This window comes from Cupriavidus sp. WKF15, assembly GCF_029278605.1.
Taxonomy (GTDB): domain Bacteria; phylum Pseudomonadota; class Gammaproteobacteria; order Burkholderiales; family Burkholderiaceae; genus Cupriavidus.
This window is the reverse complement of sequence record NZ_CP119572.1, coordinates 3,541,846-3,558,230: the sequence shown is the minus strand read 5'-3', so window position 1 is coordinate 3,558,230 and position 16,385 is coordinate 3,541,846. Positions and strand designations below refer to the sequence as shown.

The following is a 16,385-nucleotide window of genomic DNA, read 5'->3' as shown; positions in this document are numbered from 1 at the left end:
ATGGGGGAATCAGTGCACGCGGCGTTCGCGGATGCTCAGCACGGCGATCAGCGTGATGGCGCCGCAGACCAGCATGTACCAGGCCGGCGAGAGCGGATTGCCGGTCCGCGAGAGCAGCCACGTGACGATGAACTGCGACGAGCCGCCAAATACGGTCACGCCAACGCTGTAGATCACCGACAGGCCGCTGGCGCGCACGCTGGCGGGCAGCATCTCGAGCATCATCAGGAACATCGGCGTGGTGCCCAGGTTGATGCCGGCAGTCAGCAGCGCCGACAGGCACAGCACCAGCGGCACGCTCGGGTGGGCATTGATCAGCCAGAAGGCGGGATACACGGCCACCATGCTGAACACCAGCGAAGCCACCACCAGCGGCTTGCGGTTCGTCAGGCGGTCGGCCAGGCGCCCGGCGACCAGCGATACCACCGTCAGCGTGAGCCCCGTGACGCAGCCCGACAGGAACGACAGCGAGGGCGGCATCTTGAGCACGCGGATCATGTACGTCGGCATGAAGAACACCACCAGGTACATCGTCGCGGTGCCAGCCGTGGTGGCGAGGATGCCCTTCACCACGGTGGCCCAGTGGTGGCGGAACAGCTCGCCGAGCGGGCTCGGCGCATGGGCGTCGGCCTGGTGCGTTTCATCGAGGTTGGCGCGGATGTAGAGGCCCACCGGCGCGATCAGCAGGCCCACCAGGAACGGCAGGCGCCAGCCCCAGCTTTCCAGCGACTCGGTCGGCAGCAGCGTGTAAAGGGCCGCGCCGGTCAGCGCGCCCAGCAGCGCCGAGATGCCCTGGCTGCCGAGCTGCCAGCTCACGCGCCAGCCGCGGCCGCGCACGCCGCCCGATTCCATCAGCATGGCGGTCGATGCGCCGATCTCACCGCCGAGCGAGAAGCCCTGCAGCAGGCGGCCGGCCAGGATCGTCAGCGAACCGAACACGCCCGCCGACGCATACGGCGGCGCCAGCGCGATGCACAGCGTGCCGGCCACCATCAGGCCGATGGTCAGCGTCATGGCCGCCTTGCGGCCGCGGCGGTCGGCGTAGCTGCCGATCACCACGCCGCCAAGCGGACGCATCACGAAGCCGATGCCGAAGGTGGCCACGGCCAGCAGCAGCGAACCGTAGGGATTGTCGGACGGGAAAAACAGCTTGCCGATCAGCAGCGAGAAGAAGCTGTAGACGGTGAAGTCGAACATCTCCAGCGCATTGCCAAGGGAACAGGCGGCAATCAGGCGGAACTGGCTTTGCGGGCGCGTCGGCGTGGCAAGCGTGCCGGTGCCGGCGGCGAGGGTGGCGTCGTTCATGCGGTCTCCACGAACTGGTGGGTGGGGGCGCACGCGGGGGCCGGTCTTGTCCGTGCCGGGTCATCGGGATCCGCGCTGGCCATGGGGTGCAAAGGCTGCGATGAAGTATTCAGGCAAACGCGGCGGGACAAAAAATCATATATTTTCATCTTGATAACCAAATCGAATCACCGTCATAACCGCTTGCCGGCGGATATCGGGACAAGTACTGGGCCGGGGCGAAACCCAGCGCTGGCGCGGGATGGCGGGAATGCGGCGTGCGCCGCGCATGGATGCGGTGCGCCTGCAAACGGGGCGCGCTGCACGGCACGCGGGCACGCCGCACAAATCAAGGGGACCGATGAAGCTGCAACAACTGCGCATCCTGCTGGCCGTAGCCGAGCACGGCAGCATTCATGAGGCGGCGCGTGCGCTGCATATCTCGCAGCCGGCGCTGTCCAAGGCGATCGCGGAGCTGGAGCGCGAACTGGGCGTCACGCTGATGTCGCGCTCGGTGCGCGGCGTGAGCCTGACGGCCTATGGCGTGGCGCTGGTCAAGCGGGCCAGCGTGGTGGAGCAGGAGCTGCGGCATGCGCTGGAAGACATTGAATCGATCCGCGGCCATGCCGAGGCCGAACTCAATATCGGCTTCACGGCGGTGGCTTCCAGCGGGCCGCTGCCGGACGCCATGGCGGCGTTTCGCCAGCGCTTCCCGAACGTCGCGCTGCGCGGCTTCGAACTGCGTCCGCAGCAGATCCAGGAAGGGTTGCGCGAAGGGCGGCTGGACCTGGGGCTGATCTCGACCAACAGCGGCCCCGGCTCCGCCTCGTTCCAGTGGGAGCCGCTGTTCTCGGTCGGCATGAAGCTGGCCGTGCGCACCGGCCACCCGCTGCGGCGTGCGCGGCGCCTGCGGCCGCTGCTCGATGCCGACTGGCTCGTGCTCGACCCGGTCGATGACGCCGGCAGCCCGCTCGCCAGCCTGATGCGCCTGCACCGGCTGGAGATGCCGCGACGCGTGGTGCAAAGCGCCTCGAACCTGCTCGGCCTGCAGCTGGCGACCAAGACCGACCTCGTCAGCATGTGGTCGGATTTCGTCTTCTTCGGCACGGGCGGCCCGCTGCAACTGGTACGCGACGCGCTCACTCCGCTGCCGATCCAGGACGAGCTGCCCGATTTCCGCGTGTTTTTGGTTTATCGCTCGGTGGACCTGATGACCCACGTCTGCGCCGAATTCGTGCGCGAGGTGCGCCATTGTGCTCGCCAGATGCATGAACCGCTGGCCACCATGCGCAAGCCCCGATCCGCTTCATAAGTGCCGGCAAGGTGTCAGTCCGGCGCCGATGCCGCACAATGGCGGGCAGGAGACGCAATACCCTATGGACAAACTCAAACAGATAGAAGCCTTTATCGCCGTGGTCGAGCATGGCAGCATGGCCGCCGCTGCGCTCACCCAGGACGTCACGCCGGTGATGATCGGGCGCCGCATCAACGCGCTGGAGGCGCGCATCGGCGTCAAGCTGCTGCACCGCTCGACGCGGCGCATCGTGGTGACCGAGCAGGGCGCCGTGTTCATGGAGCAGTGCAAGAAGGCGCTGGCCGACCTGGACCGCGCCGAGATGCTGATCGCCGAGGGCAAGCACAAGGCCACCGGCCACCTGATCGTGTCGGCCCCGGCCGCGTTCGGGCGCAAGCACGTGGCGCCGCATGCGCCGGCCTTCCTGGCGGCGAACCCTGAAGTGCAGATCTCCTTCAACCTGACCGACCGCGTGGTGGACCTGGTACGCGAAGGCTATGACGTCGGCATCCGCATCGGTGGCGCCATCGACCCGAACTTCGTCGCCATCAAGCTGGCCACGAACAAGCGCGTGGTGTGCGGCACGCCCGCGTACTTCGCAAAGCACGGCGTGCCGCTTACGCTGGACGATTTGCAGCACCACAACTGCCTGGCCTTCAATCTGCAAGGCGGCCAGCAGCGCGGCTGGTACTTCCAGCAGAACGGCAAGACCGTGACGGTGCGCGTCAACGGCAACCTCGACTGCAACGACGGCGAGCTGCTGCACCGCTGGACCGGGGAGCACCTGGGCCTGGGCTGGCGTTCCACGTGGGAGATCCTGCCGCAGCTCGAGAGCGGCGAGCTGGTCACCGTGCTGGATGAATACGCATTGCCGGACTACGACATCCTTGCCGTGTACCCGCAGCAGCGTCCGGTGCCGGCCAAGATCCGCTTCTTCATCGAGCACCTGAAGGCGCAGTTTGCGCAGCCCGGCTACTGGTCCGGCCGAACCTGACGAACTAGAGGAGGGCGCCGATGGCGGGGTGGCTGGCTGACCTGGTGGTCGTGGTCCACTTCCTCTTCATCGCCTTCGTGGTCGGGGGCGCTCTGCTGCTGTTCCGCTGGCCTCGCGTGGCGTGGGTGCACTTGCCGGCGGCAGCGTGGGGCGTGTTCGTGGAGTGGTCGGGGCGGATCTGTCCGCTGACGCCGCTGGAGAATGCGTTGCGCCGTGCGGCGGGCGAGGCGGGGTATGGCGGCGGGTTTGTCGAGCGCTACTTGTTGCCGGTGATTTACCCGGTCGGGTTGACGCCGGAGATTCAGCTCTGGCTCGGCGCGCTCGTGCTGGGACTTAACGTGGCGATCTATGTGTTGTGGTGGAAGCGCCGGAGACAGTCCTAGCTCACCGCTCACCGGTTATGACGATCCCGCGGTGCCTCCCCTCTCCCGCATGCGGCAGAGGGGAGCCAGGCAGCGGTAACGCCGGGCGTATCGCTCAGTCCCGTGCCGCCTCAAACTTCGGCGCACGCTTTTCCAGATTTGCCCGCACCGCTTCGCGCTGGTTGGGCGAACCGACCAGCTTGTCCTGCTCGACTGACTCGGCCATCAGGATAGCGGCGTTGTCGCCACCCTCGACCACTTCCATCAGCCGCTTGGCGGCGCGGATGGCGTGCGGGTTCTTCTGCGCGACCTGCCGCGCCGCCTCCAGCGCCGCAGCGCGCGGATCGTCCACGACGCGCGTGGCCAGGCCCAGTTCGCACGCTTCGGCGCCGGTGACGATGCGGCCCGTGTAGACCAGCTCGCGCAGCGCGTCCGGGCGCACCAGCCCGCGTGTCAGCACCATGCCCGCCATATCGGGCACCAGGCCCCACTTGATCTCCATGACCGAGAGCCTGGTGTCGGCCGTGACGAAGCGCACGTCAGCGCCCAGCGCCACCTGCAGGCCGCCGCCGAAGGCCACGCCATGCACGGCCGCGAACACGGGCACCGGCAGCTCGCGCCACACCATGCATGCGTACTGCGGACGATTGGAGATGCCGTGCGCGCGCGCGGCAAGTCGGCCCGGGCGGATGCCCGGATCGCCGCCCGCGCCGTTGCCGAGCATGCCGGCCATGCTTTCCATGTCCAGCCCCGCGCAGAACGCGCGGCCTTCGCCCGACAGCACCACCGCGCGCAGGTCCGGGGTCTCGCGCAGCCGTTCGCCAGTGGCGATCAGCGCGTCGAACATCGCTGGGTCGAGCGCGTTCATCTTGTCGGCGCGGTTGAGGCGGACGTCGGCGACGCCGTCCTCGATGGTCACAATGATGCGGTCGGTGCTGCTGGCACTCATGCGCGGCTCCTTCTGTGTTCGTTCAGTGTTGGGAATGGCTGCCCGCACCGCGGCGGCGCGGGCAGCCGGTCTTACGCCGTGCGCTCGTCTTGCGCGGTCGGCAGCACATAGTTCCGGTAGGTCTCGCGCAGCTTCAGCTTGAGCAGCTTGCCGGTGGCCGTATGTGGCAGCGCATCGACGAACACCACGTCGTCAGGCACCCACCAGCGCACTACCTTGCCCGCCAGGAAGGCGAGCAGCTCGGCCGGCGTGACATCCTGATCGGGCCGCTTCACCACGATCAGCAGCGGCCGCTCCTGCCACTTGGGATGGGGCACGCCGATGACGGCCGCCTCGGCCACGGCCGGGTGGCTCATGGTGGCGTTCTCCAGGTCGATCGAAGAGATCCACTCGCCGCCGGACTTGATCACGTCCTTGGCGCGGTCCACCAGCTGCACGTAGCCTTCAGGGTCGATATTGGCCACGTCGCCGGTATCGAACCAGCCGTCGTTGTCGAGCGCGTCATGCTCGGCCTTGAAGTATCCCGAGGCAATCCACGGTCCGCGCACCTTGAGCCGGCCGAACGCCTTGCCATCGTGCGGCAGCGCCTGGCCTTCGTCGTCCTCGATGCGCAGCTCGACGCCCCACAGCGCGCGGCCCTGCTTGAGCTTGATCCTGAGCTGCTCGGCCTCGCCGAGGCCGGCATGCTGCGGCAGCAGCGTGTTGATCACGCCGATCGGGCTGGTCTCGGTCATGCCCCAGCCCTGCATCAGCGTCGCGCCAAACTGCTTTTCGAAGCGCTCGATCATGGCCGCTGGTGCGGCGGATCCGCCCACGCCGGCCACGCGCAGCACCAGCTCGTCGCGCGGGTTGATTTCAGGGTGCGCGTCCAGGTACTGGAACAGCATCAGCCACACCGTGGGCACTGCGGTGGAGTAGTTCACGCGCTCGTCGCGCAGCAGCCGGTACACGCTTTCGCCGTCGAGGTGCTGGGCCGGCAGTACCATCTTCGCGCCATTCATCGCGCACGCGTAAGGCAGGCCCCAGGCGTTGGCGTGGAACAGCGGCACGATCATCAGGATGCTGCTGGCCGGGCTCACGCCGAAGGTGTCGGCACCGCTGGCCTTGAGGCTGTGCAACACCGTGGACCGGTGCGAGTAAAGCACGCCCTTGGGGTGGCCCGTGGTGCCGGACGTGTAGCACAGCGACGACGCGGTGCGCTCGTCGAACTGGGGCCAGTCGAAATCCTCACTGCTGCCGGCGAGCAGGTCTTCATAGCAGAGCAGGTTCGGAATGCCCATCGCAGCCAGCGCCGCCATGTGCTCGGGATCGGTCATGGCGACGTAGTGCCTGACCGTCTTGAGCTGCGGCGCGAGCTTCGCGACCAGCGGCGCGAAGCAGCTGTCGAAGCACAGCACGCTGTCTTCGGCGTGGTTGACGATGTATTCGATCTGCTCGGGGAAAAGCCTCGGGTTGACCGTATGCAGCACGGCGCCCGAGCCCGACACGCCGAAATACATCTCGAGGTGCCGGTGCGTATTCCACGCCAGCGTGCCGACGCGGTCGCCTTCGCTCAGGCCGAGCTTGGCGAGCGCGTTGGCGAGCCGCTTCGAGCGGCGATGCACCTGCTCATAGTTGCTGCGCACCGTGCCGCCTTCCACGGTGCGCGAGATGATCTCCTGTTGCGGGTGGTACGCCGCCGCGTACTCGATCAGCGATGAAATCAACAACGGACGGTCTTGCATGAGGCCCAGCATGATGCGTCTCCTTGTGTTGTTCTCGTGATGCCCCGGGATGCCATCCCGGGGGTAATGCAAACGGCGATGGAGCGCTCAGCGGCCCTTGAACTGCGGCGGCCGCTTGGCCACGAACGCGGCCACGCCTTCGCGGAAGTCCTCGCTGCGGCAGGCCAGCGACTGCTGCGTCGCCTCCAGCTCGAGCTGCGCCGCCAGGTCGTTGCCGGAGCTGGCGTTGAGCGCCTGCTTGATCAGCCCATAGGCGAAGGTCGGCATGTTGGCCAGGTGGTTGGCCATCCTGGCGGCCTCGGCCTGCAGCGCGTCGTCGGCGTGGACCTTCCATACCAGGCCGATGCGCTGGGCTTCTTCCGCATCGATCTTCTCGGCCAGGATGGCCAGCGCACGCGCGCGCATCTCGCCCGCGTAGCGCGGCACGAAGTACGTGCTGCCGGCATCGGGCACCAGGCCGATCTTCGAGAATGCCTGCAGGAACGAAGCCGACTTCGCCGCCAGCACCACGTCGGCGGCCAGCGCGATGCTCATGCCGGCGCCGGCGGCAACGCCGTTCACGGCGCTGATCACGGGCTTGGGCATCTCGCGCAGCTTGAGGATGATCGGGTGATAGCGTTCGCGCAGCAGCGCGCCGGAGTCGGCCATCTCGCCGCCGGCATTCTGGCGCGCGGACAGGTCCGCGCCCGAGGAGAAGCCGCGGCCGGCGCCGGTCAGCACGACGGCGCGCACGGACTCATCGGCGGCGGCGCGGTCCACGGCCGCGCGCAGCTCGCGCAGCAGGTCGGCGTTGAGTGCGTTCAGGACGTCGGGACGATTCAGGGTGATGGTGGCCACGCCTTCGCTGGCGTGGTAGAGCACGGGGGAGGTCATCGGGCTGTATTCCTTCGGATGATCTTGGGGTTCAGTTGGTCTTCAGGGCGTTGGCCGAGGCGTCGCCGAGCTTGCTGCCGCCGTCGCAGTCCAGGATGGTGCCGGTCACGTAGCGCGCGTTGTCGCAGCTCAGGTACAGCGCGGCATCGGCAATGTCCTGCTTGCTGCCGTAGTCGCGCAGCGGCAGGCGGCCCTTGTAGAGCGCTTCCATCTCGGGCGTCGGTGCCAGGCGCGCCATGCCTTCCGTCTCCGCGATCGGGCCGGGAGAAATGCCGTTCACGCGCACGCCGGCCGGGCCCCATTCCATCGCCAGGCACTTCACCAGCATGTTGATGCCGGCCTTGGCCGCGCACGCGTGGGCCTGGAACATCATCGCGTTCACGCCCTGCGGCGCGGTGATCGCGATCAGCGACGCGCCGGGCTTGTTCAGGTAGTCGAACGACGCGCGGAACACGTTGAACGTGCCGATCAGGTCGATGTCGACCACGGTCTTGAAGCCGTTGGCCGACATGCCGACCACCGGCGCCAGGAAGTTGCCGGCCGCGCCCGAGATGACGATGTCGATCGGGCCGAGCGTGTCGCGCGCCTGTTTCAGCGCGGCGTCCACGGCGGCGTAGTCGCGCACGTCGGCGGCCATGCCGATGGCGGTGCCGCCGGCCTCGGTGATGGTGGCTGCGGCGGCTGCAACGCGCGCCGGGTCGCGGCTGATCAGCGCGAGCTTTGCGCCGGCGCGGGCAAAGCTCTGGGCAATGCCAAGGTTGATGCCGGACGAGCCACCAGCCACGAAGACAGTCTTGCCGGCGAGCGCGTCAGGGCGGAATGCACTGGACATGGGATTCCCTCTGTTGAGTGGGTGAGCGAGACAAGGCACCGGCTTGCGTGCGGCATGCCGGCGGTTCACGTAAAGGGAGGCAGGGGAAGCAGGGACAGGTTCAGCGCGGTGCGCGCGCGCTCGGCCAGGTGTTGCGGCAGTTGCGGCAGTTGCGGCAGGGGCCAGGGTGGGGGCAAGCGTGCATGGGTGTCTCCTGTCTGTCGTTATCGCTGGCTCGGGCCTGCGACATGCTAACCCGAAGACGGATTCCGTTCATGCACGCCCTGCGCAATGCCGCGCCGCAGCACCGGAAATTATGTGGCGCCACGCGGCGGCGCGGCAACCGGCGAAGACAGGCTTACAAAAAGAAAAAGGCCCGCACCATTAAAAGAAAAAGCCCGCACACCATTGCGGTGGGCGGGCGGCCTGCCAGATAGATCGGGTAGGCGCAGTGCCCGTGAAGTGCGCCCCCGCGTCTTCACGAGCGGGGTCAATATTGCATCGCGGTCAGCGCAAACGCTTTGACCGGCGTCAAGCAGTCAGGCGAGCAGCGCCGCAACCAGGTCCTTGCCGCGTGCCGCGGGTGCGTTTTCCTCGAAGTGCAGGGCGGCCTCGACGTGGCTCAGGTGGTCGACCATCAGCGACACGGCGCGCTCGACATCGCCGGCACGGGCGGCTTCGATGAATTCGCGGTGCTCGTCGGACGAGCAGGCCGCATCGCGCCGCGACTGGTACAGCATGGTGATCACCGCGCTGCGCGTCGACAGCTCGCGCATCATCTCGGTCAGCACGCTGTTGCCGACCACTTCGGCCAGCACGATGTGGAAATCGCCTAGCAGCCGGGTGCGGGTCTGCGCGTCGATGCCTTCGATCGACTTGCGCTCGGCGGACAGGTGCTTGTCGATGCGCTTGTAGTCAGCCGGGCGCGCCTTGGCGACGAACTCGCGCGCGAGCGCCGCTTCCAGGATGCGGCGCACGGCAAAGACCTCGCGCGCTTCCTCGGCGCTCGGCTTGGCGACGAAGGCGCCCTTGTCCGGCACGATCTGGATGACCTTGTCCTTGGACAGCATCAGCAGCGCCGCGCGCACCTTGGTGCGGCTCACGCGGTAGACGCTGGCCAGGGCTTCCTCGCGCAGCTTGGTGCCCGGGGGCAGCCGGTGCGAGACGATCGCCGCGACGATGTCTTCGGCGATCGCTTCGGCGGTCATGTCGGGATCGATATGCTCGGGCATGGCTTGCATGGGCGCAGGGCCTGCGCGTTGGAGGAAATGCCGAGATTCTAGCGCCCCGCCGCGGGTGACGGCACAGGCGCCACCGCTTCGGCCGCATCGGCCATCGGCAGGCCCTCGTCCAGCTCGGTGGCCGGCACCTTGCCATTGAGCACGTCGTGCGCGCGGCCGCGGTCGATATCCTTCTCCCAGGCCGCCACCACCACAGTGGCCACGCAGTTGCCAATCAGGTTGCCCAGGGCGCGGGCAATGCCGATGAACCAGTCGACGGAAAGCACCAGCACCAGGCCGATGGCCGGGATGGCCGGATGCGCCGACAGCGTCGCCGCCAGGATCACGATGGCCGAGCCGGGGATGCCATGCGCGCCCTTCGAGGTGATCAGTGCCACCGCGAGGATGCCGAGCAGGTCGCCCATGGCCAGCGGCGTGTTGGTGGCCTGCGCGATGAACACGGCTGCCAGGGTCAGGTAGATCGAGAATGCGTCGAGGTTGAACGAGTAGCCGGTCGGGATCACCAGGCCGACCACGGACTTCTTGATGCCCATGAACTCGAGCTTCTTCATCACCTGCGGCAGCACGCTGTCGGACGAGGCAGTGCCCAGCACCACCAGCAGTTCGGCGCGCAGGTAGCGGATCAGCTTGATCACGGAGAAGCCGGACAGCCGCATGATGGTCCCCAGCACCACGAGCACGAAGATGATTACCGCGCCGTAGAACAGCACCACCAGGAAGCCGAGTTGCTTGAGCGAGCCGATGCCGTACTTGCCGACCGTGAACGCGACTGCGCCGAGCACACCCAGCGGAGCGAGCTTGATGATGAAGCCCATCATCTTGAACAGGGTGTGGGAGAAGGTGTCGACCAGGCTCACCAGCGGCTTGGCCTTTTCCCCGACCAGCGACAGCGCACAGCCGAACAGCACCGAGACCAGCAGCACCTGCAGCACGTCGCCGCTGGCGAAGGCGCCCATGATCGTGTTCGGAATCAGCTTGAGCAGGAAGTCGGCGGTGCCCTCGCTCTTCACCTTGGTGGCGTTCTCGATGTAGCCTGCAATCGCGGAAGCATCGAGCGAGCGCGGATCCACGTTCATGCCCGTGCCCGGATGGAACACGTAGGCCAGCAGGATGCCAAGCGCCAGCGCTATGGTGGTGACGATCTCGAAGTACACCACCGCCTTGATGCCCACGCGGCCGACCTTCTTGAGTTCGCCCGCGCCGCAGATGCCGGCCACGACCACGCAGAACACGATGGGGCCGATCAGCATCTTGACCAGCTTGATGAAGGCATCGCCAAGCGGCTTGAGCTTGGCGGCGAACTCGGGGAACAGTATGCCGAGCACCGTGCCGATCACAAGGGCGATCAGCACCTGGCCGAACAGCGAGCGGGTAAAGCGGGTGTGGAGGCGGCCACCAGGGGCGGGGCGCGACTGGACTGCGTGCTGCATGGTTGTCTCCGTACCGGGTCGCTGCCTGGCGCCTTTCGCTGGCCCGCCCGTTATCTGATTCCAGGAATGCCTGCCGCCCGTACTGCATTCACCATCCGGGCTGCCGGCCTGCCGTTCAGGACGCACCGTCGGGTCACGGACGCATCACTTCGCGGACAGCCCCCCTGTTGGGGCGGAATCCGCGCAATCCATTGTTGGGACGGGATTGTCCGCAGCAGATTGTCTGAACGTTGGACCGAATATAGTGCATATCATTTTTGTATGCAATTTTTGAATTCACTGTGCTACCATGAATCGCACAGAATAGAGCTTCGGCCCTGGGCGCCTTTAACCAGACGGCGCCCCGACTGGCGCCCCCGCCAGCCCGCGTGCCGCCGCTTCAAGTCCTTCCAGCAGGAGACAACGCATGGCAGCAAACCAGTCGCCGGCCGCAGACATCGGCACGCGCATCATGGCCTGGCACGACGCCCTGGCCGTCCACACCGAGCAGCCCGGCATGCTCACCCGCACCTACCTGACCGAAGCCCACCACGGTGCCGCCGCGCAGCTGACCGAGTGGATGCAGGCCGCGGGCATGACGGTGCGGCGCGACGCCGCCGGCAACGTGATCGGCCGCTATGAAGGTACCGATCCGGGCGCCCCCGCGCTGCTGACCGGTTCGCACTTTGACAGCGTGCGCGACGGCGGCCGCTATGACGGCAATCTCGGCGTCATCCTGCCGATTGCCTGCGTCGCCGAATGGAACCGCCAGGGCAAGCGTTTCCCGTTCGCCGTCGAGGTGGTCGGGTTCGCGGAAGAAGAGGGCGTGCGCTTCAAGGCCACGCTGCTGGGCAGCCGCGCGATTGCGGGCACTTTCGACAACAACGTGCTGGACAACGTCGACGACAGCGGCAAGACCATGCGCGAGGTGATGGCCGCGGCCGGCTTCGACCCGGCCGGCCTGCCGGCCGCCGCGCATGACCCGAAGCAGGTGCTGGCCTTCATCGAAGTCCATATCGAACAGGGCCCGGTGCTGCTCAACGAAGGCCTGCCGGTCGGCGTAGTGACCGCCATTTCCGGCGCGAGCCGCTTCATCGTCGAACTCGAAGGCCTGGCCGGCCACGCCGGCACGGTGCCAATGGACATGCGCCGCGACGCGGCCATGGCCGGTGCCGAGATCGGCCTGTACATCGAGAAGCGCTGCGGCGGCAAGCCGGGCCTGGTCGGCACGGTCGGCCAGTTCAACGTGCCCAATGGCGCCACCAACGTGGTGCCGGGCCGCGCGGTATTCTCCATCGACATCCGCTGCGGCGAAGACGCCGAGCGCGAGGCCGCCGTCAATGACGTGCTGGCCGAAATCGAACGCGTGTGCGCACGCCGCAACGTGCGTGCGCAGGTGCGCAAGACGCACGAAGCCAAGAGTGTTCCCTGCGCCCCGTGGCTGCAGGAGCAATGGGCCGCCGCCATCGCCCGCCAGGGCGTGCCGGTGCGCCACCTTCCCTCCGGCGCCGGCCATGACGCCATGGCCATTGCCGCGATTGCCGACGTGGCCATGCTCTTTGTGCGCTGCGGCAACGGCGGCATCAGCCACCACCCCACCGAAATCATGACCGCCGAGGACGCCCAGCTGTCCGCGCGCGTGTTCAGCGATTTCGTCGAGCAATTCCGGCGCCAGCAATAAGCCGAGCGCGCCTGGAGCGCTTCCTGAAGCTACAGCACAATCCCCGAGAACAAGACATGACCGCACGAGACAATATGAACCCGATCGAAACCACGCTGACGACGTTCATCGACCAGCACCGCCCGCAGCAGGAAGCCTTCCTGGCCGAGCTGGTCAAGGTGCCCTCCGACAACCCGCCGGGCGACTGCGACGCCCATGGCAAGCGCGCCAAGGAACTGCTCGAAGGCCTGGGCTTTACCGTCGAAGCGCACAAGGTGCCTGACGAGCAGGTGAAGGCCGCCGGCATGATCAGCGCCACCAACCTGATCGTGCGCAAGCAGTTCGGCACGGGCGGCCCGGTCATCGCCATGAACGCCCACGGCGACGTGGTGCCCCCGGGCCTGGGCTGGACCAAGGACCCGTACGGCGGCGAGATCGCCGATAGCGAGCACGGCCCGGTCATGTACGGCCGCGGCGTGGCCGTGTCCAAGTCGGACTTCGCCACCTACACCTACGCCGTGCTGGCGCTGATGGAAGCCGAGAAGCAGGGCGCCAGGATCAACGGCGCGGTCGAGCTGCAGTTCACCTATGACGAGGAAACCGGCGGCGACATCGGTCCCAAGTTCCTGCTCGACAACAACCTGAGCAAGGCCGACTACGCGATCTCGGCCGGCTTCTCGTACGGCATCACGTCGTCGCACAACGGCTGCCTGCACGTCGAAGTGACCGTGAAGGGCAAGCAGGGCCACGCCGCCATGCCGCACACCGGCGTGGACGCGATCGAGGCCGCCACGCACATCCTGCAGGCCATCTACGGCCTGCGCGCCGAACTGGCCACGCGCAAGTCCAAGGTGCCGGGCATCGACACCGCCACGCTGAACGTCGGCCTGATCAAGGGCGGCATCAACACCAACGTGGTGCCGGACCTGGTGACCTTCCGCGTCGACCGCCGCATGATCCCCGAGGAAATCGGCTTCGACGCCGAGGGCGAGATCCGCGCCGTGGTGGAAAAGGCCGCCAAGGACCGTCCGGGCATCGAAGTGAAGGTCGAGCGCATCATCCTGGCCGAGCCGCTGTCGGAACTGCCGGGCGTGGAAAAGCTGATCGGCGCGCTGAAGAGCCGTGCCGAGTCCGTGTTCGGCGTGGACATCCCGGTGCAGGGCGTGCCGCTGTACACCGACGCGCGCCACTACACCAAGTGCGGCATCCCGACCGTGCTGTACGGTGCCGGCCCGCGCACGCTGATGGAAGCGCGCGGCCACAACTCGGACGAGAACCTGCGCCTCAATGACCTGAACCGCGCGACCAAGGTGGTGGCGCTGGCGCTGTCGGACCTGATGAAGTAAGCCGGCAGCCATACCAACTTGAAGACAGCCCGCAGCGATGCGGGCTGTTTTGGTTTCTGCCTTCTACGCAGCCTCACCGAATGCCACGAACCTACAAATAGATGCACGGGATGAATCAACTTGAAATTGATCGCCGCCGATTTATTCGTAAAACCAATGATTTGTGCAGCTGAGTGCGTTTCCATGCACCAAGCTGGTGGCTCCGCCTACTCCGGCAGACTGCCTCGCCCGGTTCCAAGCTCGCGCTGCATCAATACCGTGTCGATCCACTGCCCATGCTTGAAGCCGACCGCTTCGAGCCGGCCGACCGTGCGGAAACCCAGCCGCTCATGCACGGCCAGCGACCCCGCGCCCTCGCCGCTGGCGGTGCAGGCAACGACCGCCACCATCTGCCGCCACGGTCCGGTCTCGCAGCGCGCGATCAGCGCTTCCAGCAACGTCCGACCCAGGCCCTCGCCGACACAGCGGTGGTCGATGTAGATGGAGTCCTCGATCGCGAAGCGGTAAGCGCTGCGCGCGCGGTACGACGACGCGTAGGCATATCCCAGCACCTCGCCGTTGCGCTCGGCGACCAGGTAGGGCAGGCCCTTGCGCAGGACTTCGGCCATGCGCAGCTGCATGTCGTCGACGTTTGGCGGCACTTCCTCGAACGAAGCGCGGCCGTGCAGCACATGATGCGCGTAGATGGCCTGGATGGCCGGCACATCGGCCGGTCCGGCATCACGCAGGGTGAAGGTCTTGCGCTGCCGCACCGTGGGTGCCGGCATGGAGGAGTTCGTCATGGTCGAGGTGGACACGCCGCAATCCGCGGGAAGATAAATATGCACCGGAACAGCACGATGCGTGCCGGGCTCCGCCGACGAGCTTGCACTGCGCCGGTGCACGTATATAGTGCGTGATTATTCGACAAGAAGGACGCCTGCCATGATCACGATCTATCACAACCCTCGCTGCTCGAAATCGCGCGAAACGCTGGCCCTGGTCGAGGCCGCCGCCGAACGCCTCGGCGAACCGGTGGAGGTCGTGGAGTACCTGAAGGCCCCGCCGTCGCTGGCCACGCTGCGCCAGCTTCAGACCATGCTCGGTGTGTCGGCGCGCGAGATGCTGCGCGACAACGAAGCGCCATATCAGGAACTGGATCTGGCCGATCCTGGCCTGACCGACGCAGAGCTGCTGGCTGCCGTGGCTGACAATCCCATCCTGCTGCAGCGGCCGGTGGTGGTGCGCAACCGCCGGGCGGCCATCGGACGCCCGCCGGAGAAGGTCGCCGCGCTGCTCGCCTGATCCGCAGCGACGAAATAAAACCGGCCTTCACAAAGTGAAGGCCGGCCCGGTCAGTCAAGCTGGATCGCTTCAGGCGAGTCGTTTAATGAACACCCAACCAGTGCATGGCTTCCTGACCGAAAGCGATTGCCGCCAACACCACGAGCAGCACGACCAGCGTGACCGTGCTCACGTACAGGGTCGCCTTGGCGACTTCGGCATCCTCGTCCGAGGTGTGGCGGTGAGTGATCTGCGTGTCATTGCGCGCGGGATGCGGCCAATGGATCCGGCCGGCCAGTTCCTTGAAGTGCAGGTCGGTAGGAAATCGCATGATCGACACCTCCTCGACGGGAGCCGCGCAGGCCGGGCGACAGGGGAACGCAGGCAGATGGCGTGATTGCGCTTGGTCCGCGAATCGCAAGTCGTCAGCTTTCACCCGGTGTCGCCACCTGCATCTTTACTATAGGCGGGCTGGGCGCAGATGCCAGCCCGCGCACATATGCCGCCACGGGTCGCTTAGGGCGCTAACGGTGGAGGTGAAGGTTCGCTTACGTCAGAAGCCTCACCAGAAGCCAGCCTGGCTTCACGGGCGCGGACTTCTGCAAGCATATTGCAGAACAGGGCTCCCTGTTCCAGGGCGTCGTCCAGGGCCACGTGCGTATGGGGCAGCGGGTCTTTCCATGCGTCCGGGAAGGCCGGCTTGACGGTCTTGCGGTACGGCAGCCCGGTCAGCGCGAAGCCCAGCGTCTTGACGTCGAGCGCGGCCCAGCCGAACGGCGAGCGGCCGACGAAGCGCATCATGTACCAGAACATCCACGTGAAGTCGAAGCCGGCCGGAAACGCCACGAAGACCGGCTTGCCGGGCAGGCGCTCGACCCATTCGACGTAGTGCACCATGGCCTCCTCAGGCCGTTGCAGGTCGCGGCGGCAGGCGGTCCACGCTTCGGGCTGGGTCTCCCACCATTGCATCTGGACCGGGTGGCCTACCGCCCCCGGCAGCGTTTCCAGGTTCGCCGAGAACGTGCCCACCACGGTCTTGTCCGCCAGCATGGCAGCCGAGGCGAACGACAGCATCGAATGCGGGCCGGGAATCGGCCCGTCGGCCTCGATGTCCGTGCTGACGTAGATTTCCGGGCGGGTATCGGGGGCTTGCCGCTTGGCCATGGCGCTTGCTG

General features: G+C 66.8%; 16 protein-coding genes. 6 read left to right on the top strand and 10 right to left on the bottom strand.

Going from position 1 to position 16,385, the window contains the following annotated elements; translation table 11 throughout:
• Nucleotides 1-9 precede the first annotated feature (9 nt).
• Nucleotides 10-1,305, bottom strand: a complete 1,296-nt coding sequence (locus CupriaWKF_RS16605) for an MFS transporter (RefSeq protein WP_276098884.1) — start codon at nt 1,303-1,305, stop codon at nt 10-12.
• A 340-nt stretch (nt 1,306-1,645) separates the two neighbouring features.
• Between CupriaWKF_RS16605 and CupriaWKF_RS16600 the strand changes: the two genes are divergently transcribed.
• The 3 genes from CupriaWKF_RS16600 to CupriaWKF_RS16590 all read left to right on the top strand — a co-directional run bounded on the left by CupriaWKF_RS16600 (nt 1,646) and on the right by CupriaWKF_RS16590 (nt 3,955).
• Entirely contained in the window at nt 1,646-2,596 is a 951-nt protein-coding gene (locus CupriaWKF_RS16600; protein ID WP_276098883.1) for a LysR family transcriptional regulator, read from the top strand.
• 64 nt (nt 2,597-2,660) lie between these two features.
• Nucleotides 2,661-3,572, top strand: a complete 912-nt coding sequence (locus CupriaWKF_RS16595) for a LysR family transcriptional regulator (protein ID WP_276098882.1) — start codon at nt 2,661-2,663, stop codon at nt 3,570-3,572.
• A gap of 20 nt (nt 3,573-3,592) precedes the next feature.
• Nucleotides 3,593-3,955 (top strand): DUF2784 domain-containing protein, encoded by a 363-nt coding sequence (locus CupriaWKF_RS16590; protein ID WP_276098881.1) that lies wholly within the window; start codon nt 3,593-3,595, stop codon nt 3,953-3,955.
• A 94-nt stretch (nt 3,956-4,049) separates the two neighbouring features.
• Here the strand turns inward: CupriaWKF_RS16590 and CupriaWKF_RS16585 are convergent, their stop codons facing one another.
• The 6 genes from CupriaWKF_RS16585 to CupriaWKF_RS16560 all read right to left on the bottom strand — a co-directional run bounded on the left by CupriaWKF_RS16585 (nt 4,050) and on the right by CupriaWKF_RS16560 (nt 10,962).
• A complete protein-coding gene (locus CupriaWKF_RS16585) occupies nt 4,050-4,883 on the bottom strand; it encodes a crotonase/enoyl-CoA hydratase family protein (protein WP_276098880.1) in 834 nt (277 codons plus the stop codon).
• 71 nt (nt 4,884-4,954) lie between these two features.
• Nucleotides 4,955-6,619 (bottom strand): long-chain-fatty-acid--CoA ligase, encoded by a 1,665-nt coding sequence (locus tag CupriaWKF_RS16580; RefSeq protein WP_276098879.1) that lies wholly within the window; start codon nt 6,617-6,619, stop codon nt 4,955-4,957.
• Between the two features lie 75 nt (nt 6,620-6,694).
• Entirely contained in the window at nt 6,695-7,480 is a 786-nt protein-coding gene (locus tag CupriaWKF_RS16575; protein ID WP_276098878.1) for an enoyl-CoA hydratase-related protein, read from the bottom strand.
• Between the two features lie 31 nt (nt 7,481-7,511).
• Nucleotides 7,512-8,312 (bottom strand): SDR family oxidoreductase, encoded by an 801-nt coding sequence (locus CupriaWKF_RS16570; protein WP_276098877.1) that lies wholly within the window; start codon nt 8,310-8,312, stop codon nt 7,512-7,514.
• Nucleotides 8,313-8,830: 518 nt separating this feature from the next.
• Entirely contained in the window at nt 8,831-9,523 is a 693-nt protein-coding gene (locus tag CupriaWKF_RS16565) for a GntR family transcriptional regulator (RefSeq protein WP_276100849.1), read from the bottom strand.
• Between the two features lie 47 nt (nt 9,524-9,570).
• Nucleotides 9,571-10,962 (bottom strand): C4-dicarboxylate transporter DctA, encoded by a 1,392-nt coding sequence (locus CupriaWKF_RS16560; RefSeq protein ID WP_276098876.1) that lies wholly within the window; start codon nt 10,960-10,962, stop codon nt 9,571-9,573.
• Nucleotides 10,963-11,368: 406 nt separating this feature from the next.
• Between CupriaWKF_RS16560 and CupriaWKF_RS16555 the strand changes: the two genes are divergently transcribed.
• Together CupriaWKF_RS16555 and CupriaWKF_RS16550 are read left to right on the top strand one after the other, a co-directional pair.
• Nucleotides 11,369-12,622 carry an allantoate amidohydrolase gene (locus tag CupriaWKF_RS16555; protein WP_276098875.1) on the top strand — a complete coding sequence of 418 codons (1,254 nt, stop codon included), beginning with the start codon at nt 11,369-11,371 and terminating at the stop codon, nt 12,620-12,622.
• Between the two features lie 56 nt (nt 12,623-12,678).
• Entirely contained in the window at nt 12,679-13,947 is a 1,269-nt protein-coding gene (locus tag CupriaWKF_RS16550; RefSeq protein WP_276098874.1) for a M20/M25/M40 family metallo-hydrolase, read from the top strand.
• 206 nt (nt 13,948-14,153) lie between these two features.
• Here the strand turns inward: CupriaWKF_RS16550 and CupriaWKF_RS16545 are convergent, their stop codons facing one another.
• Nucleotides 14,154-14,729: a GNAT family N-acetyltransferase gene (locus tag CupriaWKF_RS16545; RefSeq protein WP_276100848.1), complete on the bottom strand. Its 576-nt coding sequence runs from the start codon at nt 14,727-14,729 to the stop codon at nt 14,154-14,156.
• A 142-nt stretch (nt 14,730-14,871) separates the two neighbouring features.
• Between CupriaWKF_RS16545 and arsC the strand changes: the two genes are divergently transcribed.
• The gene (arsC, locus tag CupriaWKF_RS16540) at nt 14,872-15,231 is read left to right on the top strand and encodes an arsenate reductase (glutaredoxin) (RefSeq protein WP_276098873.1); all 360 of its coding nucleotides are present in this window, start codon (nt 14,872-14,874) and stop codon (nt 15,229-15,231) included.
• 82 nt (nt 15,232-15,313) lie between these two features.
• On the opposite strand, the gene CupriaWKF_RS16535 is transcribed toward arsC, so the two are convergent.
• Nucleotides 15,314-15,541: a hypothetical protein gene (locus CupriaWKF_RS16535; protein ID WP_276098872.1), complete on the bottom strand. Its 228-nt coding sequence runs from the start codon at nt 15,539-15,541 to the stop codon at nt 15,314-15,316.
• A gap of 185 nt (nt 15,542-15,726) precedes the next feature.
• Complete coding sequence (locus tag CupriaWKF_RS16530) at nt 15,727-16,374, bottom strand: exonuclease (RefSeq protein WP_276098871.1); 648 nt, start codon at nt 16,372-16,374, stop codon at nt 15,727-15,729.
• Between the last annotated feature and the right edge of the window lie 11 nt (nt 16,375-16,385).

Excerpts from the sequence above, each read along its gene's own strand:
- CupriaWKF_RS16555 (WP_276098875.1), top strand. The coding sequence starts at position 11,369 with ATGGCAGCAAACCAGTCGCCGGCCGCAGACATCGGCACGCGCATCATG.
- CupriaWKF_RS16580 (WP_276098879.1), bottom strand. The coding sequence starts at position 6,619 with ATGCTGGGCCTCATGCAAGACCGTCCGTTGTTGATTTCATCGCTGATC.
- CupriaWKF_RS16545 (WP_276100848.1), bottom strand. The coding sequence starts at position 14,729 with ATGACGAACTCCTCCATGCCGGCACCCACGGTGCGGCAGCGCAAGACC.
- CupriaWKF_RS16570 (WP_276098877.1), bottom strand. The coding sequence starts at position 8,312 with ATGTCCAGTGCATTCCGCCCTGACGCGCTCGCCGGCAAGACTGTCTTC.
- CupriaWKF_RS16565 (WP_276100849.1), bottom strand. The coding sequence starts at position 9,523 with ATGCCCGAGCATATCGATCCCGACATGACCGCCGAAGCGATCGCCGAA.
- CupriaWKF_RS16595 (WP_276098882.1), top strand. The coding sequence starts at position 2,661 with ATGGACAAACTCAAACAGATAGAAGCCTTTATCGCCGTGGTCGAGCAT.
- CupriaWKF_RS16550 (WP_276098874.1), top strand. The coding sequence starts at position 12,679 with ATGACCGCACGAGACAATATGAACCCGATCGAAACCACGCTGACGACG.
- CupriaWKF_RS16600 (WP_276098883.1), top strand. The coding sequence starts at position 1,646 with ATGAAGCTGCAACAACTGCGCATCCTGCTGGCCGTAGCCGAGCACGGC.
- CupriaWKF_RS16605 (WP_276098884.1), bottom strand. The coding sequence starts at position 1,305 with ATGAACGACGCCACCCTCGCCGCCGGCACCGGCACGCTTGCCACGCCG.
- CupriaWKF_RS16590 (WP_276098881.1), top strand. The coding sequence starts at position 3,593 with ATGGCGGGGTGGCTGGCTGACCTGGTGGTCGTGGTCCACTTCCTCTTC.
- CupriaWKF_RS16575 (WP_276098878.1), bottom strand. The coding sequence starts at position 7,480 with ATGACCTCCCCCGTGCTCTACCACGCCAGCGAAGGCGTGGCCACCATC.
- CupriaWKF_RS16535 (WP_276098872.1), bottom strand. The coding sequence starts at position 15,541 with ATGCGATTTCCTACCGACCTGCACTTCAAGGAACTGGCCGGCCGGATC.
- arsC (WP_276098873.1), top strand. The coding sequence starts at position 14,872 with ATGATCACGATCTATCACAACCCTCGCTGCTCGAAATCGCGCGAAACG.
- CupriaWKF_RS16530 (WP_276098871.1), bottom strand. The coding sequence starts at position 16,374 with ATGGCCAAGCGGCAAGCCCCCGATACCCGCCCGGAAATCTACGTCAGC.
- CupriaWKF_RS16560 (WP_276098876.1), bottom strand. The coding sequence starts at position 10,962 with ATGCAGCACGCAGTCCAGTCGCGCCCCGCCCCTGGTGGCCGCCTCCAC.
- CupriaWKF_RS16585 (WP_276098880.1), bottom strand. The coding sequence starts at position 4,883 with ATGAGTGCCAGCAGCACCGACCGCATCATTGTGACCATCGAGGACGGC.